This window comes from Streptomyces sp. AC512_CC834, assembly GCF_019049325.1.
GTDB lineage: Bacteria > Actinomycetota > Actinomycetes > Streptomycetales > Streptomycetaceae > Streptomyces.
The window spans coordinates 241,650-265,689 of the sequence record NZ_JAGMUO010000034.1 but is presented as its reverse complement, the minus strand read 5'-3'; the positions used below and the strand labels follow the sequence as shown (position 1 = coordinate 265,689).

The following is a 24,040-nucleotide window of genomic DNA, read 5'->3' as shown; positions in this document are numbered from 1 at the left end:
GCTCACGGGGTCAGCTCCAGGACCGGGACGCCGTCCGGAGTCAGTCCGAAGGCCTGTGCGTAGAGGGAGAGTTCCGCCTCGAGGGCGCGCACCATGGTCTGAGCCCGGCGGAATCCGTGGCCCTCGCCCTCGAAGGTGAGGTAGGCGTGCGGCACGCCCCGGCCCGCCATGCGTTCGAGGAACCGCTCGCACTGCACGGGCGGGCAGATCACGTCGTCCAGTCCCTGGAGCAGCAGGAACGGCGCGGTGACACCGTCGGCGTGCTCGGCGGGCGACCGCTCGGTGTACCGGGCGGGCACCTCGGCGTACGGGCCGATCAGGCTCTCCAGGTACTGCGACTCGAAGTCGTGGGTCTCCCCCGTGCCCCAGCCGGTCAGGTCGAGGACCGGGTAGCTGATCGTGCCGCAGGCGTAGACGTCGGTGGTGGCCAGTGATGCGGCGGAGGTCCAGCCGCCCGCGCTGCCGCCGCGTACGGCGAGCCGGTCCCGGTCGGCGGTGCCCTCCTCGGCGAGGGCGCGGGCGACGGCCGCGCAGTCCTCGACGTCGACGACGCCCCACTGCTCGCGCAGCCGGTTGCGGTACTCCCGGCCGTGCCCGCTGGAGCCGCCGTAGTTGACCTCGGCGACGCCGATGCCGCGGGAGGTGAAGTAGGCGATCTCCAGGTCGAGGACCAGCGGGGAGCGGCTGGTGGGACCGCCGTGCGCCCAGATGACGTACGGCGGGAGGGTGCCGTCCGGGGCGTGGCAGCCGGGGTTGTGCGGCGGGTAGAGGTGGGCGTGGACGTCACGCCCGTCCGGGCCCGTGAAGGTGCGGATCTCCGGCCGCGGGTAGTACGCCGGGTCCACGGCGTCCTCGTGCGGGGCGCCGATCACCCGGGCCCGGCCGGTGCTGGCGTCCAGCTCGACGACCTCGTAGCCGCTGTACGGGCTCGCGCCGACGCCGACGACCCGCTCGCCGTGGGCGGCGAGGGTGGCCGCGAACTCGGTCCAGGGGCCCGCCGCGTCGACGACCTCGCCGGTCTCGGGGTCGAGTATGCCGAGGACGGCGGCGCCCCTGCCGTGCAGGACGGCGATCAGGCCGCTGTCCAGGGGTGCGAACCAGCGCTGTCCGAGCTTCCACAGCGGCCCGCCGAACTCCTCCTCGCGGGCGCACAGCGGCCGCCCGTCGCGGTAGAGGTTCCACCAGCCGGTGCGGTCGGAGGCGTACAGCAGGGCGCCGTCCGGGGCCCAGTCGACCTGGGTGATCGACTCCTCGGGCCCGCCGGCGACGGTCCGGGCGTCCCGGAAGGTGCCCTCGGGGCCGGTCTCGGCGACGATCAGCTCGGTGCCGTCCCAGGGCATGCGGGGGTGGTCCCAGGCGAGCCAGGCCACGCGCCGCCCGTCGGGCGAGAGGCGGGGGCCGGTGACGAAGCGGTGCCGTTCGCCGGTCAGCTCGCGCACGGCGTCCCGGTGCTCGGCCGCCGAGCCGTCCAGCGGCACCGCGACCGGGACCCGGCGCAGGTCGGTGGGCCCGTCGCCGGTGAACTCCTCCAGGACGCACCACACCTCACCGCGCTCGGGACGCAGCTCCGGCTCGGCCCAGCGCAGCCCGCCGCCCACCGTGGAGACGGGCGTCAGCGGACGCGGCTCACCGCCGCCCGGCTCGTAGACGTACAGCCGCTGGTCGGCGAAGTTCACGAAGACCACCTGCGGCCCGGCGTCGGTCATGACCCCGGCCCACGGCCGGCCGCCGTACTCGATGACGCGGCTGCGCACGTTCCACGGCGCGGGCAGCACCGGCTCCTCGGTGCCGTCGGGGTGCCGGCGCACCAGGGTGCGGCGCCCGCCCTCGGTGGGCCGGGGCGCGGTCCACCACACCTCCTCGCCGACGAAGCCCACGTCCTCGGGCCGCCCGTCGTGCGCGGCCGCGTGGGCCGCGTCGATGGGCGAGGGCCACGATCCGTACGCAAGAGTCCGCACTGACTCCGCCACTTGTCCTCCAACTCCTTGTCCACTGCTCCGCGTCCAATGATCCGCGTCTGCTGCTCCGCGTCTGCTGCTCCGTGCCGGTCGGGTCCTAGGCCGTGCGCAGGAAGCGGTCCAGGACGCGGACGCCGAAGTGCAGCGCCTCGACGGGGACCCTTTCGTCCACGCCGTGGAAGAGGGCCTGGTAGTCGAAGCCCTCGGGCAGCTTCAGCGGCGCGAAGCCGTAGCCGGTGATGCCGAGCCGCGAGAACTGCTTGGCGTCGGTGCCGCCGGACATGCAGTACGGCACCACGTGCCCCTCCGGGGCGAACTCCTCGACGGCCGCGCGCATCCCCGCGTACGTCGGCGAGTCCACCGGCGCCTGGAGGGCGACCTCGCGGTGGGCGAACTCCCAGTCCACGTCCGGCCCGGTGAGCCGGTCGAGGGTGTCGCGGAACTCGTCCTCGCCGCCCGGCAGGAACCGCCCGTCGACGTGGGCGACGGCCTCGCCCGGGACGACGTTGACCTTGTAGCCGGCGGCCAGCATGGTCGGGTTGCCGCTGTTGCGGACGGTGGCCTCGACGAGCTTGGCCGCGGGCCCGAGCTTGTCCAGCAGCGCGTCGACGTCGCTCAGGTCGGTCTCGATGCCGTAGACGGCGGCGATCTCGGTCAGGGCGGCGCTCACGGTCGGGGTCAGGCGCAGCGGCCACTCGTGGGCGCCGATGCGGGTGACGGCGGCGGCGAGCCGGGTGACGGCGTTCTCCCGGTTCACCTTCGAGCCGTGTCCGGCCCGCCCGTGCGCGGTGAGCTTGAGCCAGCCCGTGCCGCGCTCGCCCGCGGCGATAGGATAGAACTGCCGGCCGGCCCCGTCGTGGAAGGTGAAGGCGCCGGACTCGCTGACGCCCTCGGTACAGCCCTCGAACAGTGCGGCGTGCCGGTCGGCGAGGAAGCCGGATCCGTCCTCGGCGCTGGCCTCCTCGTCCGCGGTGAAGGCGATCACGACGTCGCGCCGGGGCCGAACCCCGTTGCGGGCCCAGTCGCGCACGACGGCGAGGATCATCGCGTCCATGTTCTTCATGTCGACGGCGCCGCGCCCCCAGACGACTCCGTCGCGGATCTCGCCGGAGAACGGGTGCACGCTCCAGTCGTCGGCCTCGGCGGGCACCACGTCCAGGTGACCGTGCACGAGCAGCGCGTCGGCCGACGGGTCGGTGCCCTCGATTCGGGCCACGACGTTGGTGCGGCCCTTGGTCCGCTCCAGCAGGGTGGGCTCGATCCCCGCCTCGGCGAGCCGCGCGGCGGCGTACTCGGCGGCCGGCCGCTCCTGGCAGTCGCCGCCGCCCCGGTTCGTGGTGTCGATGCGGATCAGCTCGGAGGTGAACCGGACGACCTCGTCCAGCGCCTGCGCGCCCGTGCCCGTATCCGTTCCCGTATCCGTGTCCGTGTACTGCTCAGCCATACTGCTCCTCCACCGCCGCCGAGACGATCGTGGTGACCGCCTTGAACGTCCGGATCGCCTCGAACATGGTCTCGTGGGTGTACGCCACCTTCCGCTCCCCGACCTGCGCCACGCCGGGCACCACGGTCGAGGCCGCCGCCAGGTGCTCGGCGTCGAACTCCAGGGCGAGGGTGAACGGCCCGCCGCTCACCGGCTCGTGCCGCACCGCGAGCGCCGCCGCCTCCTTGGCCGCCGCCCGGATGTCGGCGGCGGTCCTGGCCGGCGTACGGCAGACGGCCGCGTACCGCGAGACATGGTCCTTCACGGCGACCTTCCGCGCCTCCGGCGCGTACCCGAGCGCGTCCTCGCACGCCACGTCGTCCCCGGTGACCAGCACCACCGGCACCCCGTACTCGGCGACCACGTGGGCGTTGAGCAGACCCTCACTGGCCCGTACGTCGTTCAGCCACACGCCGGTGAGCTGGTTGGCGAGGTAGGTGTGCGCGAGGACGCCCTCCATGCCGGCGCCCGCGTGATATCCGACGAACGCGATGCCGTCCACGTCCCCGTGCTGGACGCCCTCGACCATGGACAGCGCCTTGTGCCGCCCGGTGAGCATCTGCGTCCGCTCGTCGAGTTGCTCCAGGAGCAGGTTGCGCATACTCCAGTGCGCCTCGTTGACCAGCACCTCGTCGGCACCGCCGTCGTAGAGGCCCAGCGCGGCCGCGTTCACGTCGGAGGTGAACATCGACCGGCAGCGCTCCCACTGCGGCGTCCCCGGCAGCACGTCGGCCGGCCAGGTGACGCCGGTGGCGCCTTCCATGTCGGCACTGATGAGGATCTTCATGTGGCGTCACGTTACGCGGTCGCGCCGAACCGCAGCCAGGCCTGTGGAAAACTCTCACCGGTCCAGACCAATAACAGGTCAGCCCTGGTCAGACGCCACGTCTCGCACCACGTCTCGCACCACGTCACGCACCACGCCCCGCCACCACCCACGTCGACGGCAGCTCGATCCGGGTGCCGTCCGTCGTGTACTCCGTGGTGATCAGCGGGAGTTCGCCGCTCGCCAGGACGGTGAGTCCGGCCGCGCGCAGGTACTCCGGCACCGCCTCGTCGGGCACCGCCGCGGGGGTCAGCCCGTGGCGGAGAACCGGGGCGAGTTTGGCCGGCGGGCCGTCGGGGCCCTGGGCGATGGCCGTCAGGACGGTCTTGGCCCCCTGGGAGGGCTCGGCCAGGAACGCGCGGCCGCGTTCGCCGAGGAGCGCGGCGAGGGCGTCGGCCAGGGGTTGCCGGTCGTCGGGCTCGCACTGGTGCAGGACGCCCCGCACATAGACGTTGGCGTCGCCCAGCTCCGCGTGCAGTGTCTCCGCCTCGGACTTGTCGGCCGCGTCCAGTTGCCGGTAGGCCGCCAGCCCGGCCGGGTCGGCGTGGCGGGCGTGGTCGAGGGCGGCGGCGGAGAGGTCGGCGCCGACGACGTGCGGGAAGCGTTCGGCGAAGTAGCGGGTCTGGGTGCCGTTGCCGCAGCCGAGGTCGATCAGCGGCAGACCGGGGTCGGTCAGGTGCGGTTCGAAGTGGGCGAGGTGACGGCCCGCGGTGAGCATCGGCTCCGCGTCCCAGAACACCGCCCCCTGATCCTCGGGGGCCTCGTTCCAGAAGCTCTCCCAGGCGTCCCGGTACCGACTCGTCACGCTCATGCCCGTCTCCCCACGTGCGACGACGTACGGCCCGTCGACGACGACGGGTCCGTACGGTGTATCGCGCCCCGCGCACGGCCACAAGCGCCCGGCGCATTCCTTCACCGGTCGTTCGCGCCGGGGCGGTCTCGGCCGGCGGCGGGTCCGGTAGATTACGCCGGTCGGGTGCGGGGCAACGGGGGCGGGGCAGCGAATGAACGTCGGAAGGTACCGGGACATCGAGGTCGCGGACATGCCGCCTGTGGTCGCCGCCGTCCTGGGCGTGACACTCCTGGCCCTTTTCTGCGGCCTCATGTGGTATTTGACGAGGCTCGACCACACGAAACTCAGGGATCCGCGCGCTCGCGCGCGGGCCGAGCGGCGCAAGAAGAGCCGACGGCGGCAGCACGAACTGCGCACCCGGCGCGAGTCCCTGCAACGCAAGGCGGCGCGACAGCGCGGCGACGTCTAGCGCTCGCCCGGCGCGCCGGGGTAGCGGTACCGGGCGGGCAGTGTCAGTTCGAACCAGACGGTTTTGCCCGCGTTGGTGCGGCTCGCGCCCCATTCGCGGGCGAGGGTGCTGACGACGCGCAGGCCGCGGCCGGTTTCGTCGTCGGGGCCCGCGCTCTTGAGCGCGGGCAGTTCGTGGTCGTCGTCGTCCACCTCGCACAGCAGCGTGTCGGCGCGCACCAGGCGCAGTTCGACGGGCCTGGCGTGGGAGTGGCGCAGGGCGTTGGTGACGAGTTCGCTGACCATCAGCTCCGCGGGGCCGGCCAGCTTCGGCAGCCCCCAGTCGTGGAGTTGCTCGCGGACCGCCGCGCGGGCGCGGCCCACCTCGGCCGGGTCGCGGGCGAGGCGCCATGCGGCGACGGCGTCGGGCTCGATGCCGGTCAGCCGGGCCATCAGCAGGGCGACGTCGTCCTTGCGGCCGCCGCGGGTGCCCAGGGCGCGGATGATGGTGTCGCAGGCGTCGTCCATGGACGCGGCCGGGTGGGCGGCGGACTCGCAGAGCGTGGCGAGGCCGACGCCGATGTCCTCGCCCCGCACCTCCACCAGGCCGTCGGTGCACATCACCAGCCGGTCGCCGGGCGCCACCGGCACGCGTACCGACTCGAAGGGCACCCCTCCGACGCCGATCGGCGCCCCCGTCGGCAGGTCGATCAGCTCGCTGACGCCGTCCTCGGCACGGACCAGGACGGGCGGGATGTGACCGGCGTTGGCGAGGTGCACTTCACCGGCGATCGGGTCGTACACGGCGTACAGGCAGGTCGCGAGGTGGGTGTCGCCGAGCCGCTGAGCGAGGTCGTCGAGGTTGCGCAGGAGCTGGGCCGGGGGCAGGTCGAGGCCGGCCATGGTCTGTACGGCGGTGCGCAACTGGCCCATCATCGCGGCGGAGTTCAGTCCGTGGCCCATGACGTCGCCGACGACGAGGGCGGTGCGGGCGCCGGGCAGCTTGACCGAGTCGAACCAGTCGCCGCCGACCCGGCCGAGGAGGGTGCCCGGCAGGTAGCGGGTGGCGATGTCGCAGCCGGCCATGCGCGCGGGGATGTGCGGCAGCATGCTGTCCTGGAGCGTCTCGGCGACGTTCTCCTGGTGGGTGTACATGCGAGCGTTGTCGAGGACGAGGCCCGCGCGGGCGGCGAGTTCGGCGCCGGTGACGCGGTCCATGTCGTTGAAGACGGGCCGCTCGGGGTGGCGGAGCAGGATCATGAAGCCGAGGACGACATTGCGTGCCTTCAGGGGCACCAGCAGCATCGAGCGGCCCGTGATGAGCGGCCGGATGTCCCGCTTCTCGAACTGGGAGGCGATGGCGTGGCCCATCTCCTCGGTGATGCGGGGCACGAGGACCGGCTCGCCGCTGGTCATGCACTGGAAGAAGGGGGTGTGCGCCGGGAACGGCATGGCCTCGCCGACCGGTACGACGTCGTCCCAGCGGCCGGGTTCGTCGGTGTGTTCCAGGGCGACCCGGTGCCACATCGTCGTCGTGTCGGGCACCCCGTCGGAAAAGCCCTCGCCGGCCACGACCTGTTCGCGCAGATAGGTGCCGGCGACGTCGGTGAAGCGGGGGACGACGGCCCGGCTCACCTCGACGATGGTCTGCGAGAGGTCGAGCGAGGTGCCGATCGCGCCGCTCACCTCGTTGAGGAACTCCAGGCGTTCGCGGACGGCGGCGTACTCCAGGTCCTCGGCCTCGTCCCGCAGGCCGTCCGGCACCGGCTCACCGGCCGCCAGTGCCCGCGCGGCCCGCTCACGACGCGCCCGGCGCTCAACGCGCCGGGGCACGCCCCAGTCGGGGGTGACGGGCACCCGGTCGTTCTGGCTGAACTCCAGGACGGGATAGCCCAGTTCGAGGACCTGTGCGACGATGCGGGCGCTCTCGCCGACGCTCATGCTGGGCAGGATCTCGGGGAGGCGGCGAGCGAGTTCCTCGCTACCGGGGAAGTCGGTGTGCAGCGCGAAGCCCGGCGCGATCCGCTCGACGGTGGCCGCCCCGGCGTCCGGGTCGGAGTCGGCGTAGTCCCGCCGCAGCCCGTCCGCGTCGGCGGCGAGCACGAGCAGTCGCTCCCGGCCGGGCCCCACCAGGGGATACGCCCACCACAGCACGTCGACGCGGTCGTCGGCCGGCACGGTCAGCCGGGCGCGGCCGGCCGCCGGGTAGGACAGATGGCCGTCCAGGGAGGACTCCAGGCCGGGCCCGAGGCCGTCGTAGGGCGCGTACGAGCCGTACCCGGTGATGTTCTCGGTCTGCTCCCCGTCCTCGGGGAGCACGCCCGAAACCGGCAGCAGGTCCGGGGCGGGCCGGCCGATCGCCTCCTCCTTGGGCAGCGCGAACAGCCGTCGTGCGCCCCGGCTCCAGTGGGAGACCAGTCCGTCCCGGTCCACCACGACGACGGCCAGCGGGACACGCCCCGCCACGGGGTCGGCCGGCACGGCGCCGGGTCCGGCTCGATGGCCGGGAGGTGCGTCCCGCTCGGTGCCATGGTCCATGGCGTCAGGCCCTCTCTGCCCACGGCTCCGCAAGATCTGTGTCGCCGTCACCACCGTACGGCGGCGTCCGGTGACCATGTGCGGCAACGGGGGAATTGGTGGCACGCGGACACACCGGCGCGCGCCCGTGCGCCGGTGAACCGGTCTCTCAGTCCTCGTGCCCGAGCTGGAGGTCGCGTTCCGTGCGGCCGCCGCCCGCCACCTGGAGCACGGTCGCGACGGGCGGGTATCCGGCCGCGATGACGGTGTACTCGCCGGACGACAGGTCGATGAACCGGAAGGTGCCGTCGGGCCCGGTGGTGAGGGTGTCCACCACGTTGCCCGCCGCGTCGAGCAGGGTCACGCGGGCGTCCTCCACGAGCCGGCCGCCACCGGCCCGCACGGTGCCGCGCAGCACCGCGCCACCGGCCAGTTCGACGTCCTGGCGGGTCTCCCGCGCGGCCTGGACGCTGACGGGCAGCGCGGCCGGACGGAAGGCGGGGGCGCTGCCGGCGAGCGTGTACTCGCCGGCCACCAGCTCCGTGATGACGTAGCCGCCCTCGCGGCCGCTGCGGGTGGTGGAGACGACCTCGCCGTGGACGTTGGTGAGGGTGACCGTCGCGTCGCGCACGGGGCTGCCGTCGGCGGTCAGCACGCTGCCTGCCAGGCGCCCGGCGCCGCCGAGGACCACGTCCAGTTCCACCGGGCGTTCGCCGACGGTCACGGAGACCGCCTGCGGCTGGTGGCCGCCGGCCGCGGCGATCAGGACGTACGCCCCGGAGCCGGGCGTGGCCAGCGCGTACCGTCCGTCGTCGCCGCTGGCACCCCGGCCGATCTGCTGTCCGCCCACGTCGATGAGGGTGAGCGCTGCGCGGGGCACGACGGTGCCGTCGGGGTGCTGCACCGTGCCGCAGACCGGGATGCCGGCGGCGTACGGCGACCGGGCCTGCGGAACGTGGGCGTTGGCCTGCGGGACATGGGCGTTGACCTGCGCGGTCTCCGGCTCGGTGACGGGGGCGTTGTGGGACACCAGTGGTTTCTCCTTGAGGAAGAGGGCGATGAGGAGCCCGAGGACGAGCACCGGCACCAGGTAGAGGAAGATCCGCGGCATGGCGTCGGCGTACGCCCCGATGTAGGCGTCGCGCAGCGCCGGGGGCAGGGAGTGGACGAGCTGTGGGGTGATGGCCTCGGCGTCGGGAAGCCCGGCGCCCGCGTCGGCGGGGATCCGGTCGGCCAGGGCGTCGGTGAGCCGGCCCGCGAAGAGGGTGCCGAAGATCGCCGCGCCGACGCTGCCGCCGATCTGCCGGAAGTAGTTGTTGGCGCTGGTGGCGGTGCCCAGGTCGGCCGGACGCACGGAGTTCTGCACGGCGAGGACCAGGACCGGCATCACCATGCCGATGCCGGCGCCGAGGAGGGCCATCCAGATGCTGTAGTGCAGCCGGGGGGTGTCGGTGTCGAGGCGGGAGAGCAGCCACATGCCGACGACGGACAGCGCGCTGCCGAGGATCGGGTGGACGCGGTAGTGCCCGGTGCGGCTGATGAGCTGCCCGGAGATGATCGAGGCGCCGACGATGCCGCCCATCATCGGCAGCATGAGCAGGCCGGACTCGGTGGCGCTGGCGCCGTCGACCATCTGCAGGAAGGTCGGCAGGTAGCTGGCGGCGCCGAACAGGGCGACGCCGATGACGAGGCCGACCAGGGCGGTGACGTTGAAGACGGCGTCCTTGAACAGCCTGAGCGGGATCAGCGGTTCGGGCGCGAAGCGCTCGGCGACCAGGAAGAGGAGGGTGGACCCGGCCGCTCCGGCGGCGAGCCCGAGGATGACCTTCGACCCCCACTCGTACTCGGTGCCGCCCCAACTGGTGAGCAGCACCAGACAGGTGGAGGCGGCGGCGAGCAGCAGGGCGCCGAGGATGTCGAGGCGCGGCTTGACCTGTGGCCTCGGCAGTTTGAGGACGACGGCGACGACGGCCATGGTGAGCAGGCCGAAGGGCACGTTGATGTAGAAGCACCAGCGCCAGGAGAGGTGGTCGGTGAAGTAGCCGCCCAGCAGCGGGCCCGCGACCGAGGCGAGTCCGAAGGCGGCGCCGATCAGGCCCATGAACCGGCCGCGCTCGCGGGGCGGCACGATGTCCGCGATGATCGCCTGCACGCCGATCATGAGGCCGCCCGCGCCGACCCCCTGCACCGCGCGGAAGGCGATGAGCTGGTCCATGGTCTGCGCGCGTCCGGCGAGCGCCGAGCCGACGACGAAGACCAGGATCGCGAACTGGAAGACGCCTTTGCGGCCGAAGAGGTCCCCGAGCTTGCCGTAGATCGGCAGACCGACGGTCGAGGTGAGCAGGTAGGCGGTGATCGCCCAGGACATCTTGTCCAGGCCGTGCAGCTCGCCGACGATCTTCGGCAGCGCCGTGGCGACGATCATCTGCTCCAGCGCCGCGAGCAGCAGCGCCAGCATGAGTCCGACGAAGACCAGCCGCACGCGGCGCGGACTCAGCCCGGCGTCCGGCTCCGGCTCCGGTTTCGGAGCGGGTGGCTCGGGTGGCGCCTGGGGTGCGGTGACCGGTTCGTCCCGCACCGGATCCTGCACCAGAGTGATCCCGCCCATGTACCGCTCCCCTCGTCACACCTGCTCACATTTGCCGCCTGAGGCGACAACTGCGAACAAGTGCGACGAGTTACGGAAGCGGGCCGGGTTCGCGCGGAGATCACTCGAACCGGTGAGGCGGCCAACGACCGCCCCTTGCCTGCCCTTTGGCTACTTCTCGACCTCGGTGGCGAGCTTGGCGAGCATGGCGTCGTAGATCCGGGCGAGCCCCTTGGGCGCGAAGGTCTTCTCGAAGAACCCGCCGACGCCGCCGGCGCCCTGCCAGGTGGTGGTGACGACGACCCGAGACTTGCCCTCGCCCGCCGGGGTGACCCGCCAGGTGGTGACCATGGAGGAGTTGCGGTCCTTCTCGACCAGCTCGCCGTCGGTCGGCTCGGCGACCTCCAGCAGGCAGTCACGGACGCGCTTGCTGGTGGCCTGGAGCTTCCAGTGCACGAGGGTGCCCTCGCCGTCGCCGCCCTCACGGACCTCGTACTCGCTGAAGTGCTCGGGCAGCAGCTTCTCGCGGGTGCCGCTGTAGTCGGCGAGGGTGTCGAACACCTTCTCCGCGTCGGCTGCGACGATCCGCTCCGTCTCCGCCTCGACCTGCGCCATCGGGTTCCTCCAGGGCCTGGTTCTCGGGGTCGGGGCAAGCCAACCACCCCGCCGCCCGGCCACCAAATCGGGGGGCGTGAAGCGGCCTCGCACGACTCACCCGCACGATCAAGGGAACAAGTGTTCTATTGTGTCAGACAGTGCTACCGAGGAGGCCTCAATGCGCTGGGAGAACCTCACGGACTCCGACCACGCCCGGGCGGCGGACACCGCCCTGTTCGGCGCGGACGCCGTCACCACCCGCACCTTCGACACGCCCGAGTTCAGAGGCATCACCTTCCACGAGGTGCGGGCCCGCTCGATCCTCAACCGGGTGCCGGGGGCCTCGCGCATGCCGTTCGAGTGGACGGTGAACCCCTACCGGGGCTGCACGCACGCGTGCGTCTACTGCTTCGCGAGGAAGACGCACAGCTACCTCGACCTCGACACGGGACTCGGCTTCGACTCCCAGATCGTCGTCAAGGTGAACGCGCCCGAACTGCTGCGCCGCCAACTGGCCTCGCGCCGCTGGCAGGGCGAGCACGTCGCGATGGGCACCAACGTCGACTGCTACCAGCGCGCCGAGGGCCGCTACCGGCTGATGCCGGGCATCATCGAGGCCCTCACCGAGCGGGCCAACCCCTTCTCGATCCTGACCAAGGGCACGCTGATCCTGCGCGACCTGGACCTGCTGACGCGGGCGGCACGGGTGACGGACGTGGGCATCTCGGTGTCCGTCGGCTTCACCGACGAGGAGCTGTGGCGCACCGTGGAGCCGGGCACCCCGGCGCCGGAACGCCGGCTGGAGGTCGTACGGGCCCTCGGCGAGCGCGGCATCGGCTGCGGCGTGCTGATGGCGCCGGTCATCCCCTTCCTCGGCGACGAACCGGCCCAACTGCGCGCGACCGTGCGGGCGATCGCCGCCGCCGGCGCCACGTCGGTGACACCCCTGGTGCTGCATCTGCGGCCGGGCGCCCGGGAGTGGTTCATGGCCTGGCTCGCACAGCACCACCCGCACCTGGTGCGCCGCTACGAGCGGCTGTACGCGGAGGGCGCCTACGCCCCGAAGTGGTACCAGCGCCGGATCACGCGTCAGGTGCACGACCTGGCCCGCGAGTACGGCATCGGACCCACGCGCGCGGGGATGCCGAGGCGGATCGCCGAGCCGGACCCGGTCCAGCCCGTAACATCCGAGCCGATCCAGCTTTCACTCATCTGAGAGGTGCCCGCATGACCTACGGCTGCATCGCGTCCATGGAGACCCGGGCCGGTTTCCGCGACGATGTCGTCTCCATCCTCCTGAGCGCCGCCGACGGTCTGCGGGAAGCGGGGTGCGACCTCTACGTCGTGGGCCTGTCCGACGACGACGAGACGACGGTCTGGGTGACCGAGGTGTGGAAGACCAAGGCTCATCACGACGCCTCGCTGGAACTGCCCGAGGCGAAGGACGCCGTCGGTAGGGCCATGCCGATGCTGACGGGGAAGTTCACCAAGCAGGAGGTCTCGGTCGCGGGCGGCCTCGGGCTCTGACGGCCGCACCGGCTCGTCCACGAGCATGCGACCACGAGCGCTCGCCCCTGCGCATTGGAGGGCTTCTTCCGGCCCAATTGGGTCAAGTATCGACTGAACGTGTTCTTCGGGGAGCGCTCCCCGGGACGATGCGGCGAGGACCGCGCACCGCGCGGACCGACCCGCAGCCTCTCCGTCCCGGGAGTCCTGGAGGACGCCATGAGACAACGCGCAGCCGTGCTGTGCGGCGCCGCCGTCATCGCCGCCGGGACCGTCACGGCCGTTCCCGCCGACGCGAGCGCACCGCGGCCCCTACGGACGGCGTCCACCGCGTCCGTCACATCCGTCGCGTCCACCGCGCCCGCCGCGGACCTGCACTGGAAGAAGTGCGCGACGGACGACTACCCGACGCTCCAGTGCGCCTCCGTCGAGGTGCCGCTCGACCACGCGCGGCCGCGCGGCAGACAGCTCACCCTGGCGCTGTCCCGCGTCCCGCACACCGCCGAGAAGTACCAGGGCCCTCTGCTGGTGAACCCCGGCGGTCCCGGCGGCAGCGGGCTGACGCTCGCCGGCTTCGTGGCGTCCTCGCTGCCCGAGAAGGTGGCGGCCCAGTACGACGTCATCGGCTTCGACCCGCGCGGTGTGGGAAAGAGCACCCCGGCGCTGGACTGCCGGCCGGGCCACTTCGACCCGGTGCGTCCCGAATCGCTGCCGGACACGCCGGAGGTCGAACGGGCCAACCTCACGCGCGCGAAGTCCTTCGCCGACGCCTGCGGGAAGAAGTACGCGGACGTCTTGCCGTACATCGACACGGTCAGCGCCGCGCGGGACCTGGACGTGATCCGCGAGGCGCTCGGCTCACAGAAGATCAACTACTTCGGGTACTCGTACGGCACCTACCTGGGCGCCGTCTACGCCAAGCTCCACCCGGACCGGGTACGGCGCCTGGTCCTGGACTCCGTCGTCGATCCGACCGACGTCTGGTACGACGCCAACCTCAACCAGGACCTCGCCTTCAACGACCGCCACCGCGCGTTCCTCGCCTGGATCGCCGAGCACGACGCGGCGTACGGTCTTGGCACCGACCCGGAGCGGATCGAGTCCGCCTGGTACGCAATGCGGGCGGCGCTGGCGAAGGAGCCCGCGGGAGGGAAGGTCGGCGCCTCGGAGCTGGAGGACACCTTCATCCCCGGCGGCTACTACAACGGCTACTGGCCCTACCTGGCGGAGGCGTTCGCCTCGTACGTCAACGACCGGGACCCCGACCCGCTCGTGGAGGCGTACGACAACTTCGGCGCGCTGGACGCGTCCGGGGACAACGGCTACAGCGTGTACACCGCGGTGCAGTGCCGCGACGCCGGCTGGCCGCGGGACTGGGACGAGTGGCGCGACGACAACTGGGACGTGTACGAGAAGGCGCCGTTCATGGTGTGGAACAACGTCTGGTACAACGCGCCGTGCGCGTTCTGGCCCACGGAGCCCCGGCGGCCGGTGGACGTCACCAACGGTGAACTGCCCCCGGTGCTGCTGTTCCAGGCGACGGGCGACGCGGCCACCCCGTACGAGGGCGGCGTCACCGCGCACCGGCTGCTGCGCGGCTCGAGCCTGGTGGTCGAGGAGGGCGGCGGGAACCACGGCATCACGCTGAGCGGGAACGCCTGCCTGGACGAGCACCTGGCCGCGTACCTGACCGACGGCACCGTACCGCGCGGCGACGGCGAGGCGGACGCGGTGTGCCCGGCGCTGCCCGACCCGAAGCCGCTGGAGTCCAAGGCGGCTTCGACGTCCTCACGCGGTTCGACCCTGCACGGGCTGCTGGGCTTCCGGCGCTGACCCTCGGGGGAGTGTTGTCAGTGCCGTGGTCCAGGATGGACGCATGAGTGAGCTGACCAGGATCTCCGCTCCCGAGGGCGTCGCGCCCGCCGCCCAGTACACCCATGTCGTCCTCGGCACCGGACGGTTCGTGGCCGTCTCGGGGCAGCTCGCCCTGGACGAGGACGGCAAGGTGGTCGGCGAGGGCGACGCCGCGGTCCAGGCCCGCCAGGTCTTCGAGAACCTGCGCCGGTGTCTGGCCGCGGCCGGAGCGACCTTCGACGACGTGGTGAAGCTGACCTTCTTCGTCACGGACGTGGCGCACATGGCCGCGATCCGCGCGGCCCGCGCCGAGCACATACCCGACGACCGGCTGCCCGCCGCCTCGGCGGTGCAGGTGGCCGCGCTGGTCCGGCCGGAGTTCCTCATGGAGATCGAGGCGTTCGCGGTCGTGGCCCCGTGAGCAGCTCGCCGGTGCGGGTGCGGGAGATGACGTTGGCCGACTGCGGCCGGGTGTCGGAGATCCGTGTCCGGGGCTGGCGGACCGCCTACCGCGGCCTGATGCCGCAGCAGTACCTCGACGCCCTGGACGCCGCCGAGGACGCCGGGCGCCGCCGCGCCTTGTTCGAGCGGGCTCCGCACGACGTGGTGAACCTGGTCGCCGAGGACGCCGGCGGTGAAGTCGTCGGCTGGGCCTGCCACGGCCCCTACCGGGACGGTGAACAACGCACCGCCGACGCCGAGTTGTACGCCCTCTACGTCGACACCGGGCGGTTCGGCACCGGCGTCGGGCAGGCCCTGCTCCGGGAGTCGGTGCGCCGGTGCGCGACCGCCGGGCACGCGCGCATGCTCCTGTGGGTGCTCAAGGGCAACGCCCGCGCCCGGCGGTTCTACGAACGGTCCGGTTTCGGTGCGGACGGCACCGAGGAGCCCTTCGAGGTGGAGGGGGCCGAGGTGCCGGAGGTCCGGTACGCCACCGACCTGACCGGCCGAGCCGACTGAGCCGACTGGACCGGCTGGCCGTTCACCGCTGTCCCGGGATGCGCGCCAGCGCCCGCACCGCCGCCTGGGCCAGCGCCGGGTGGGCGAGCGCGTCGTTCAGTACGGGTCCCGCCCGGTCGTCGCCGAGGGCGCCGAGCCCCTCGACGCAGGCGAGCGCCACGCGCCGGTACGGGTCGTGCGGGCGCAGCCGGCGCTCCAGCGTGGTGATCAGGGCGGGCACCGCCTCGGGGGACCGCAGCTCGACCAGCAGCCGCACCGGGTGCAGGGCGTAGGCGACCCGCAGTTCGTTGGTGGCGAGGGCGGCGGCGGCGCGGGCGGTGCGCGGGTCGCCGAGGCGGGCCAGGGCGTGGGCGGCGGCGGCGCAGCGCGGTGGGTCGCGGTGGTTCAGCAGCAGCACGAGGGACTCGAAGGCCCGCCGGTCCCCCGCGACGCCCAGCCGGAAGGCGGCCAGTTCCCGGGCCCAGAGCGGATGTCCCGGCTCGCCGAGCACCCCGGCCAGCTCGTCGTGGTCCCCGGTCGCCACGAGACGGTCGTACGCCGCCGAGGCACCCGGAGCGCCCGATGCCGCCGACTCGGCCCGTAAGCGCTCCGTGAGCACTCGCAACTCTTCGTCCATGACACCGAGGTTAGGGGCGTCACGCCGGGCGTGGGACGTACATCACGAACACCGGGGGCTGGCGCGCTCGTTACCGGCGAGTTAACCTCAGACGAGCGAGTCACCCACTCGCAGCAACTCCTCACGGTGGTCTGGTGACACGGCCACCGGGAGAGCAGTCGGTTCGGTACCCCAGGTACCCCAGGTGCCCCAGGTGCCCCAGGTGCCAGGTACCCCTGGTACCGCACGTACGGCTCGGCCTCGGGACAGGGCCGGTCGGACACCGCCGCCCGGCGGGCGTGTGCACGCCCTCCGCGACGGCACCGGGCGTGTGCGCCGGTCGGCCCGGCGGCACCCGCACTCCCTTTTCCTCTCCTCACGCACCCGGTGCGCCCTCGGCGCAACCGGGCGTGTTCCCGTCGTCACCCTCATTCCTGGAGTCCCGCGATGGCCACTCCCCTGTCCGACACCCCTCTGTCCCCGTTCCGGACCATTGCCGTCGTCGGCCTCGGCACGATGGGCACCGGCATCGCCGAGGTCCTCGCCAGGGCCGGCCGGGCCGTCGTCGGCGTCGACGTCAGCGAGGCGCAGGCCGCCAGGGCGGTCGCCGCGCTGGAGTCCTCCACCGCCCGGGCCGTGGAGCGCGGGCGCCTGACCGAGCAGGAGCGCGCCGGCGCCCTGGGGCGCTTCGACACCTCCACCGACCTGCGGGCGGCGGCCGACGCCGACCTGGTGATCGAGGTGGTCCCGGAGACGTACGAGGTCAAGCAGCAGGTCTTGCGGGAGCTGGACGGGATCGTGCGCCCGCAGACCATCCTGGCGACCGGCACCAACGCCCTGTCCGTCACGCGGCTGGCCGCCGACTCGGCCCGCCCGGAGCGCGTGCTCGGCCTGCACTTCTTCAACCCGGCACCGGCGATGAAGCTGGTCGAGGTGGTCTCCTCGGTGCTGACCGCGCCGGCCGCCGTCGCGGCCGTCACCGACCTCGCCCTCGACCTCGGCAAGGAGCCCGTCGCCGTCGGGGACCGGCCCGGGTTCGTCGCGGACGGCCTGCTGTTCGGCTATCTCAACCAGGCCGCAGCGATGTACGAGGCGAACTACGCCTCCCGCGAGGACATCGACGCCGCGATGCGGCTCGGCTGCGGGCTGCCGATGGGGCCGCTGGCCCTGCTCGACCTGGTCGGCGTCGACACGGCGCGTACGGTCCTGGAGGCCATGTACGCCGCCTCCCGCGACCGGCTGCACGCCCCGGCGCCGATCCTCAGGCAGCTCAGCGAGGCGGGCCTGACGGGACGCAAGGCGGGGCGCGGCTTCTACACCTACGAGGCGCCGGGCAGCGCGGTCGTCGTGCCGGACGCCCTGACCCCGCGCGAGGGCGGCGACCCGGTCGCCGGGCGCCCGGTCGGCGCGGTGGGCGTGGCCGGTTCGGGCACCATGGCGTCCGGCATCGCGGAGGTGTTCGCCAAGGCCGGGTATGAGGTGGTGCTGGCCGCGCGCAGCGCGGAGAAGGCGCGGACGGCCAAGGCCCGGATCGGCAAGTCCCTGGCGCGCGGCGTGGACAAGGGCCGGCTGACCGCCGAGGCCGCCGCGCGGACGCTGGAGCGGATCACGCCGACGGGGACGTACGACGACTTCGCCGACGTCGACCTGGCCGTCGAGGCGGTCGCCGAGGACCTGGAGGTGAAGCGGCAGCTCTTCGCCACGCTGGACAAGGTCTGCAGGCCGGGCGCGGTGCTGGCCACCACGACGTCCTCCCTGCCGGTCGTCGCCTGCGCCCGCGCCACCTCGCGCCCGCAGGACGTGATCGGCATGCACTTCTTCAACCCGGCGCCGGCCATGAAGCTGGTCGAGGTGGTCCGCACCGTGCTGACGGCGGACGACGTGCACGCCACCGTCCACGAGGTGTGCGCCAAGGTCCGCAAGCACGCCGTGGACTGCGGTGACCGGGCCGGGTTCATCGTGAACGCGCTGCTGTTCCCGTACCTCAACAACGCGGTCAAGATGGTGCAGGAGCACTACGCGACGCTCGACGACATCGACGCGGCGATGAAGCTGGGCGGCGGCTACCCGATGGGCCCCTTCGAGCTGCTCGACGTGGTCGGGCTCGACGTGTCGCTCGCCATCGAGAAGGTCCTGCACCGGGAGTTCCGCGACCCGGGGCTGGCCCCGGCACCGCTGCTCGAGCATCTGGTGGCCGCGGGCTGCCTCGGCCGCAAGACGGGCCGCGGCTTCCGCGAACATGCCCGCCGCTGAGCGACCGGGCGACGGGTTCCGGTCCGAGGAGGAGGACTGGGGCGGACTGCTCGATCCGGCCGGGTCTCCCCCGCCCGCGGCGGGCTGTTCTCCCCCGCCCCGCGCGGGCGGGGGAATCCCCGGTCACGCGCATGATTGCGCACACATGCAGTACGTTCGGGTCATGTCCCAGCCCGCCAAGTCCTCACGTACCTCAGCCACGTCCGACGCGCCGGAGAGCGCGGCCGGCAGCCGGGCCGCCGCCCAGCGGCTCAAAATGCGCCGGGAACTGGCGGCGGCGGCGATGGAGCTGTTCGCGGCCAAGGGGTACGAGGCGACCACCGTCGACGAGATCGCGGCCCGGGCCGGGGTCGCCCGACGCACCTTCTTCCGTCACTTCCGTTCCAAGGAAGAGGCGATCTTCCCGGACCACGACGACACCCTGGTGCGCGCCGAGGCGGTGCTCAACGCGGCGCCGGCGCACGAGCATCCGCTCGACACGGTGTGCCGCGGCATCAAGGAAGTCATGAAGATGTACGCGGCCCGGCCCGAGATCTCGGTCGCCCGCTACAAGCTGACGCGCGAGGTGCCCACCCTGCGCGAGGCGGAGATCGCGTCGGTGGCCCGTTACGAGCGGCTGTTCACCCGCTATCTGCTCGGCCACTTCGACGAGCACGCGCACGACGACGACGCCAACGACGACCCGCTGCTGGCGGAGGTCGCCGCGTCCGCCGTGGTCACCGCGCACAACCACGTGCTGCGGCGCTGGCTGCGGGCCGACGGGCAGGGCGATGTGGAGACGGAGCTGGATCACGCCTTCGCGATCGTGCGGAAGACGTTCGGCACGGGCATCGGGGCGGGGCGCAGTACGGCCTCGACGGCGCGGCCGGCCGCGTCCTCGGCCTCCGTGCGGGGCGAGGTGCTGGTGACGGTGGCGCGCACGGACGCGCCGCTGCACGAGGTGATGCGCACCATCGAGCAGGCGCTCAAGGAGCGCTGAGCCGCTCCCGCTCCGCTGTGACGACGGCCACCCACCGGGTGGCCGTTTTTGCATGCCGGCGCCCCTTTTTCACGTTTGTTCCCACTCCGGCGAGAGACGATTCGATCGATCATCGCTCATCTGTTGCGTAAAGATTTCATCTGAGTACAGGTTCTGGCACTCAGTGCCTTGCGAGGTGACACGCGGTGTCATACGTTGAAGGTGTCCGGGCTGTCCCCGCACTCATCCCCTGCGCGCCCGAACGCCTGCGTCACAGGCACTTTCACCAACACCGACCCTCTGCAGCACCGACGTACCCATCGGCGCCCCTCCCTCAGGGCGCTCACCGCCGGAGGCAACACCGTGACCGTGAAGGACATCCTGGACGCGATCCAGTCGCCCGCATCCACGCCGGCCGACATCGCCGCTCTGCCGCTCCCCGAGTCGTACCGCGCGATCACCGTGCACAAGGACGAGACGGAGATGTTCGCGGGCCTCGAAACCCGCGACAAGGACCCCCGCAAGTCGATCCACCTGGACGAGGTGCCGGTGCCCGAGCTGGGCCCCGGCGAGGCCCTGGTGGCCGTCATGGCCTCCTCGGTCAATTACAACTCGGTGTGGACCTCGATCTTCGAGCCGATGCCCACCTTCGGGTTCCTGGAGCGCTACGGCCGGGTCAGTGAGCTGACCAGGCGCCACGACCTGCCGTACCACGTCATCGGCTCCGACCTGGCCGGCGTCGTCCTGCGCACCGGCCCGGGCGTCAACGCCTGGCAGCCCGGCGACGAGGTCGTCGCGCACTGCCTCTCCGTCGAGCTGGAGTCGTCCGACGGCCACAACGACACGATGCTCGACCCCGAGCAGCGCATCTGGGGCTTCGAGACAAACTTCGGCGGCCTCGCCGAGATCGCGCTGGTCAAGTCCAACCAGCTCATGCCGAAGCCCCGCCACCTGAGCTGGGAGGAGGCCGCCGCCCCGGGGCTGGTCAACTCCACCGCGTACCGCCAACTGGTCTCCCGCAACGGCGCCGACATGAAGCAGGGCGACAACGTGCTCATCTGGGGTGCGAGCGGCGGACTCGGCTCGTACGCCACCCAGTTCGCCCTCGCCGGCGGCGCCAACCCGATCTGCGTCGTCTCCAGCGAGCAGAAGGCGGACATCTGCCGGGCGATGGGCGCCGAGGCGATCATCGACCGCAACGCCGAGGGGTACCGGTTCTGGAAGGACGAGCACACCCAGGACCCGAAGGAGTGGAAGCGCTTCGGCAAGCGCATCCGCGAGTTCACCGGCGGCGAGGACATCGACATCGTCTTCGAGCACCCCGGCCGCGAGACCTTCGGCGCCTCCGTCTTCGTCACCCGCAAGGGCGGCACCATCACCACCTGCGCCTCGACCTCGGGCTACATGCACGAGTACGACAACCGCTACCTGTGGATGTCCCTCAAGCGCATCATCGGCTCCCACTTCGCCAACTACCGCGAGGCCTGGGAGGCCAACCGGCTCATCGCCAAGGGGAAGATCCACCCGACGCTCTCGCGGGTCTACTCGCTGGAGGAGACCGGCCAGGCGGCGTACGACGTCCACCGCAACCTCCACCAGGGCAAGGTCGGCGTGCTGTGCCTGGCGCCCGAGGAGGGCCTGGGTGTGCGCGACGAGGAGATGCGCGCCCGGCACGTCGACGCCATCAACCGCTTCCGGAACATCTGAGGAGCGCCGCATGACCGATCGTCACAAGGACCGGCCGTGGTTGATGCGGACCTACGCCGGTCACTCCACGGCCGAGGCGTCCAACGAGCTGTACCGGCGCAACCTCGACAAGGGCCAGACGGGTCTGTCGGTCGCCTTCGACCTGCCGACCCAGACCGGCTACGACTCCGACCACATCCTCGCCCGCGGCGAGGTGGGCCGGGTCGGCGTGCCCGTCGCACACGTCGGTGACATGCGCCGGCTGTTCCAGGACATCCCGCTGGAGCAGATGAACACCTCGATGACCATCAACGCCACGGCCATGTGGCTGCTGGCGCTCTACCAGGTCGTCGCCGAGGAGCAGGGCGCGGACATCACCCGGCTCCAGGGCACGACGCAGAACGACATCGTCAAGGAGTACCTGTCCCGGGGGACGCACGTCTTCCCGCCGGGTCCGTCGCTGCGCCTGACGACCGACATGATCGCGTACACGGTCTCGCACCTCCCGAAGTGGAATCCGATCAACATCTGCAGCTACCACCTGCAGGAGGCGGGCGCCACGCCGGTGCAGGAGATCGCCTACGCGATGTCCACCGCGATCGCCGTCCTCGACGCGGTGCGCGACAGCGGCCAGGTGCCGCAGGAGCGCATGGGCGACGTGGTGGGCCGCATCTCCTTCTTCGTGAACGCGGGTGTCCGCTTCGTCGAGGAGATGTGCAAGATGCGCGCCTTCGGCCGCATCTGGGACCGCGTCACCCGCGAGCGCTACGGCATCGAGGATCCCAAGCACCGCCGCTTCCGCTACGGCGTCCAGGTCAACTCCCTCGGCCTGACCGAGGCGCAGCCGGAGAACAACGTCCAGCGGATCGTGCTCGAGATGCTGGCCGTGACCCTCTCGAAGGACGCACGCGCGCGTGCCGTGCAGTTGCCGGCCTGGAACGAGGCGCTGGGGCTGCCCCGCCCCTGGGACCAGCAGTGGTCGCTGCGCATCCAGCAGGTGCTGGCCTACGAGAGCGACCTGCTGGAGTACGGCGACCTCTTCGAGGGCTCGAAGGTCGTCGAGGCGAAGGTGACGGAGCTGGTCGAGGAGTCGCTCGCCGAGATCGAGCGCATCCAGGACATGGGCGGCGCGATGGCGGCCGTCGAGTCCGGGTACCTCAAGTCGCACCTGGTCGCCTCGCACGCCGAGCGCCGGGCCCGGATCGAGTCCGGCGAGGAGAAGATCATCGGTGTCAACGCCTTCGAGGGCACCGAGCCCAACCCGCTGACCGCCGACCTGGACACCGCGATCCAGACGGTCGACCCGGCCGTGGAGGCCCGTGTCATCGCCTCGCTCGAGAACTGGCGCGACACCCGTTACCAGCCGCCCTTCAACCACCCGCGCCCCTGCAAGTCGCTGGAGAAGCTCAAGGAGGCCGCCAAGGGCACCGCCAACCTCATGGAGGCCACCCTGGAGTGCGCCCGCGCCGGTGTCACGACCGGCGAGTGGGCCGGGGCGCTGCGCGAGGTGTTCGGCGAGTTCCGGGCGCCGACCGGCGTGTCCTCGGCGCCGGTCGCGGTCACCGCGCAGGAGGGGTCCGCCCTGTCCGACGTACGTCGCAAGGTGGGCCTCACGGCCAAGGAGCTGGGCGTCGGCAAGCTGCGCTTCCTGGTCGGCAAGCCCGGCCTGGACGGCCACTCCAACGGCGCCGAGCAGATCGCCGTGCGGGCCCGCGACGCCGGGTTCGAGGTGGTCTACCAGGGCATCCGGCTCACCCCGGAGCAGATCGTGGACGCCGCCCTGGCGGAGGACGTGCACGCGGTGGGCCTGTCCATCCTGTCCGGCTCGCACGCCCAACTGGTGCCGGACGTGCTCGAACGGCTCCGTGTGGCCGGTGCCACAGACATTCCGGTGATCGCCGGTGGCATCATCCCGAACGGTGACGCCGAGGAACTGCGGGCCGCGGGAGTGGCCGCGGTCTTCACCCCGAAGGACTTCGACATCACCGGCATCATCGGCCGGATCGTCGACGAGATCCGGAACGCGAACAAGCTCGACCCCCTGGAGGTCCCCGCATGACGACCGTCAACCGCCTGCGCCCCCGGCGTTCCTGCCTGGCCGTACCGGGCTCGAACCCCCGCTTCCTGGAGAAGGCCCAGGGACTGCCGGCGGACCAGGTCTTCCTCGACCTGGAGGACGCCTGCGCGCCGCTCGCGAAGCCCGAGGCGCGGCACACGATCGTCAAGTTCCTCAACGAGGGCGACTGGACCGGCAAGACCCGCGTCGTGCGCGTCAACGACTGGACGACCGAGTGGACGTACCGTGACGTCGTGACGGTGGTGGAGGGCGCGGGACCGAACCTGGACTGCATCATGCTGCCGAAGGTCCAGGACGCTCAGCAGGTCGTCGCCCTGGACCTGCTGCTCACCCAGATCGAGAAGACGATGGGCTTCGAGGTCGGCCGGATCGGCATCGAGGCGCAGATCGAGAACGCGCAGGGCCTGAACAACGTCAACGAGATCGCGCAGGCGAGCCCGCGGGTCGAGACCATCATCTTCGGCCCGGCCGACTTCATGGCGTCCATCAACATGAAGTCCCTCGTCGTGGGCGAGCAGCCGCCCGGCTACCCGGCGGACGCCTACCACTACATCCTGATGAAGATCCTGATGGCCGCCCGTGCGAACGACCTCCAGGCGATCGACGGCCCCTACCTGCAGATCCGCAACGTGGACGGCTACCGCGAGGTCGCGCAGCGTGCCGCGGCCCTCGGCTTCGACGGCAAGTGGGTGCTGCACCCCGGCCAGGTCGAGGCGTCCAACGAGATCTTCTCGCCCTCCCAGGAGGACTACGACCACGCCGAGCTGATCCTGGACGCGTACGACTACTGCACGTCCGAGGCGGGCGGCAAGAAGGGCTCCGCGATGCTCGGCGACGAGATGATCGACGAGGCCAGCCGCAAGATGGCCCTGGTGGTCTCCGGCAAGGGGCGCGCGGCCGGCATGCGGCGCACGTCGAAGTTCGAGATCCCGGAGGGCTGAGG

19 protein-coding genes are annotated in these 24,040 nt (G+C 71.9%); 11 read left to right on the top strand and 8 right to left on the bottom strand.

Going from position 1 to position 24,040, the window contains the following annotated elements; all coding sequences use genetic code 11:
- Positions 1 to 2: 2 nt before the first annotated feature.
- The 4 genes from KUM40_RS14405 to KUM40_RS14390 form a co-directional block, all read right to left on the bottom strand.
- Positions 3 to 1,970: a prolyl oligopeptidase family serine peptidase gene (locus tag KUM40_RS14405; protein ID WP_217166305.1), complete on the bottom strand. Its 1,968-nt coding sequence runs from the start codon at positions 1,968 to 1,970 to the stop codon at positions 3 to 5.
- An 85-nt stretch (positions 1,971 to 2,055) separates the two neighbouring features.
- The gene (locus KUM40_RS14400; RefSeq protein ID WP_217166303.1) at positions 2,056 to 3,402 is read right to left on the bottom strand and encodes a M20/M25/M40 family metallo-hydrolase; all 1,347 of its coding nucleotides are present in this window, start codon (positions 3,400 to 3,402) and stop codon (positions 2,056 to 2,058) included.
- On the bottom strand, positions 3,395 to 4,228 hold the full coding sequence (locus KUM40_RS14395) for a M55 family metallopeptidase (RefSeq protein WP_217166301.1): 834 nt from the start codon (positions 4,226 to 4,228) through the stop codon (positions 3,395 to 3,397). The genes KUM40_RS14400 and KUM40_RS14395 overlap by 8 nt, the downstream gene beginning before the upstream one ends.
- Positions 4,229 to 4,352: 124 nt before the next feature.
- A complete protein-coding gene (locus KUM40_RS14390; RefSeq protein ID WP_217166299.1) occupies positions 4,353 to 5,078 on the bottom strand; it encodes a class I SAM-dependent methyltransferase in 726 nt (241 codons plus the stop codon).
- Between the two features lie 193 nt (positions 5,079 to 5,271).
- On the opposite strand from KUM40_RS14390, the gene KUM40_RS14385 reads away from it, so the two are divergent.
- Entirely contained in the window at positions 5,272 to 5,529 is a 258-nt protein-coding gene (locus KUM40_RS14385; RefSeq protein WP_217166297.1) for a hypothetical protein, read from the top strand.
- Here the strand turns inward: KUM40_RS14385 and KUM40_RS14380 are convergent.
- From KUM40_RS14380 to KUM40_RS14370, 3 genes are all read right to left on the bottom strand, one after another.
- Entirely contained in the window at positions 5,526 to 8,045 is a 2,520-nt protein-coding gene (locus KUM40_RS14380; protein ID WP_217166295.1) for a SpoIIE family protein phosphatase, read from the bottom strand. The genes KUM40_RS14385 and KUM40_RS14380 overlap by 4 nt on opposite strands.
- 148 nt (positions 8,046 to 8,193) lie before the next feature.
- A complete protein-coding gene (locus tag KUM40_RS14375) occupies positions 8,194 to 10,632 on the bottom strand; it encodes an MFS transporter (RefSeq protein ID WP_217166293.1) in 2,439 nt (812 codons plus the stop codon).
- A 150-nt stretch (positions 10,633 to 10,782) separates the two neighbouring features.
- The gene (locus tag KUM40_RS14370; RefSeq protein WP_217166291.1) at positions 10,783 to 11,226 is read right to left on the bottom strand and encodes an SRPBCC family protein; all 444 of its coding nucleotides are present in this window, start codon (positions 11,224 to 11,226) and stop codon (positions 10,783 to 10,785) included.
- 160 nt (positions 11,227 to 11,386) lie between these two features.
- Here KUM40_RS14370 and KUM40_RS14365 point away from each other — a divergent pair, with 160 nt between their 5' ends.
- The 5 genes from KUM40_RS14365 to KUM40_RS14345 all read left to right on the top strand — a co-directional run bounded on the left by KUM40_RS14365 (position 11,387) and on the right by KUM40_RS14345 (position 15,528).
- On the top strand, positions 11,387 to 12,424 hold the full coding sequence (locus tag KUM40_RS14365) for an Rv2578c family radical SAM protein (protein WP_217166289.1): 1,038 nt from the start codon (positions 11,387 to 11,389) through the stop codon (positions 12,422 to 12,424).
- Between the two features lie 11 nt (positions 12,425 to 12,435).
- Positions 12,436 to 12,735 carry a putative quinol monooxygenase gene (locus tag KUM40_RS14360; RefSeq protein WP_217166287.1) on the top strand — a complete coding sequence of 100 codons (300 nt, stop codon included), beginning with the start codon at positions 12,436 to 12,438 and terminating at the stop codon, positions 12,733 to 12,735.
- Positions 12,736 to 12,933: 198 nt separating this feature from the next.
- Positions 12,934 to 14,547 carry an alpha/beta hydrolase gene (locus KUM40_RS14355; RefSeq protein ID WP_217166285.1) on the top strand — a complete coding sequence of 538 codons (1,614 nt, stop codon included), beginning with the start codon at positions 12,934 to 12,936 and terminating at the stop codon, positions 14,545 to 14,547.
- Positions 14,548 to 14,590: 43 nt separating this feature from the next.
- On the top strand, positions 14,591 to 14,989 hold the full coding sequence (locus tag KUM40_RS14350; RefSeq protein WP_217166283.1) for a RidA family protein: 399 nt from the start codon (positions 14,591 to 14,593) through the stop codon (positions 14,987 to 14,989).
- Positions 14,990 to 15,015: 26 nt separating this feature from the next.
- Entirely contained in the window at positions 15,016 to 15,528 is a 513-nt protein-coding gene (locus KUM40_RS14345) for a GNAT family N-acetyltransferase (protein ID WP_217166480.1), read from the top strand.
- Between the two features lie 22 nt (positions 15,529 to 15,550).
- Here the strand turns inward: KUM40_RS14345 and KUM40_RS14340 are convergent, their stop codons facing one another.
- Positions 15,551 to 16,144 (bottom strand): adenylosuccinate lyase, encoded by a 594-nt coding sequence (locus tag KUM40_RS14340; protein WP_217166281.1) that lies wholly within the window; start codon positions 16,142 to 16,144, stop codon positions 15,551 to 15,553.
- Between the two features lie 426 nt (positions 16,145 to 16,570).
- Here KUM40_RS14340 and KUM40_RS14335 point away from each other — a divergent pair, with 426 nt between their 5' ends.
- The 5 genes from KUM40_RS14335 to KUM40_RS14315 all read left to right on the top strand — a co-directional run bounded on the left by KUM40_RS14335 (position 16,571) and on the right by KUM40_RS14315 (position 24,038).
- Positions 16,571 to 18,376, top strand: a complete 1,806-nt coding sequence (locus tag KUM40_RS14335; RefSeq protein WP_217166279.1) for a 3-hydroxyacyl-CoA dehydrogenase family protein — start codon at positions 16,571 to 16,573, stop codon at positions 18,374 to 18,376.
- A 163-nt stretch (positions 18,377 to 18,539) separates the two neighbouring features.
- Complete coding sequence (locus KUM40_RS14330) at positions 18,540 to 19,355, top strand: TetR family transcriptional regulator (protein ID WP_217166277.1); 816 nt, start codon at positions 18,540 to 18,542, stop codon at positions 19,353 to 19,355.
- 342 nt (positions 19,356 to 19,697) lie between these two features.
- Positions 19,698 to 21,041 (top strand): crotonyl-CoA carboxylase/reductase, encoded by a 1,344-nt coding sequence (gene ccrA / locus KUM40_RS14325; protein WP_217166276.1) that lies wholly within the window; start codon positions 19,698 to 19,700, stop codon positions 21,039 to 21,041.
- Between the two features lie 10 nt (positions 21,042 to 21,051).
- Positions 21,052 to 23,079: a protein meaA gene (locus KUM40_RS14320; protein WP_217166274.1), complete on the top strand. Its 2,028-nt coding sequence runs from the start codon at positions 21,052 to 21,054 to the stop codon at positions 23,077 to 23,079.
- Entirely contained in the window at positions 23,076 to 24,038 is a 963-nt protein-coding gene (locus tag KUM40_RS14315) for a CoA ester lyase (protein ID WP_217166271.1), read from the top strand. Before KUM40_RS14320 ends, KUM40_RS14315 begins: the two co-directional genes overlap by 4 nt.
- Positions 24,039 to 24,040: the final 2 nt, after the last annotated feature.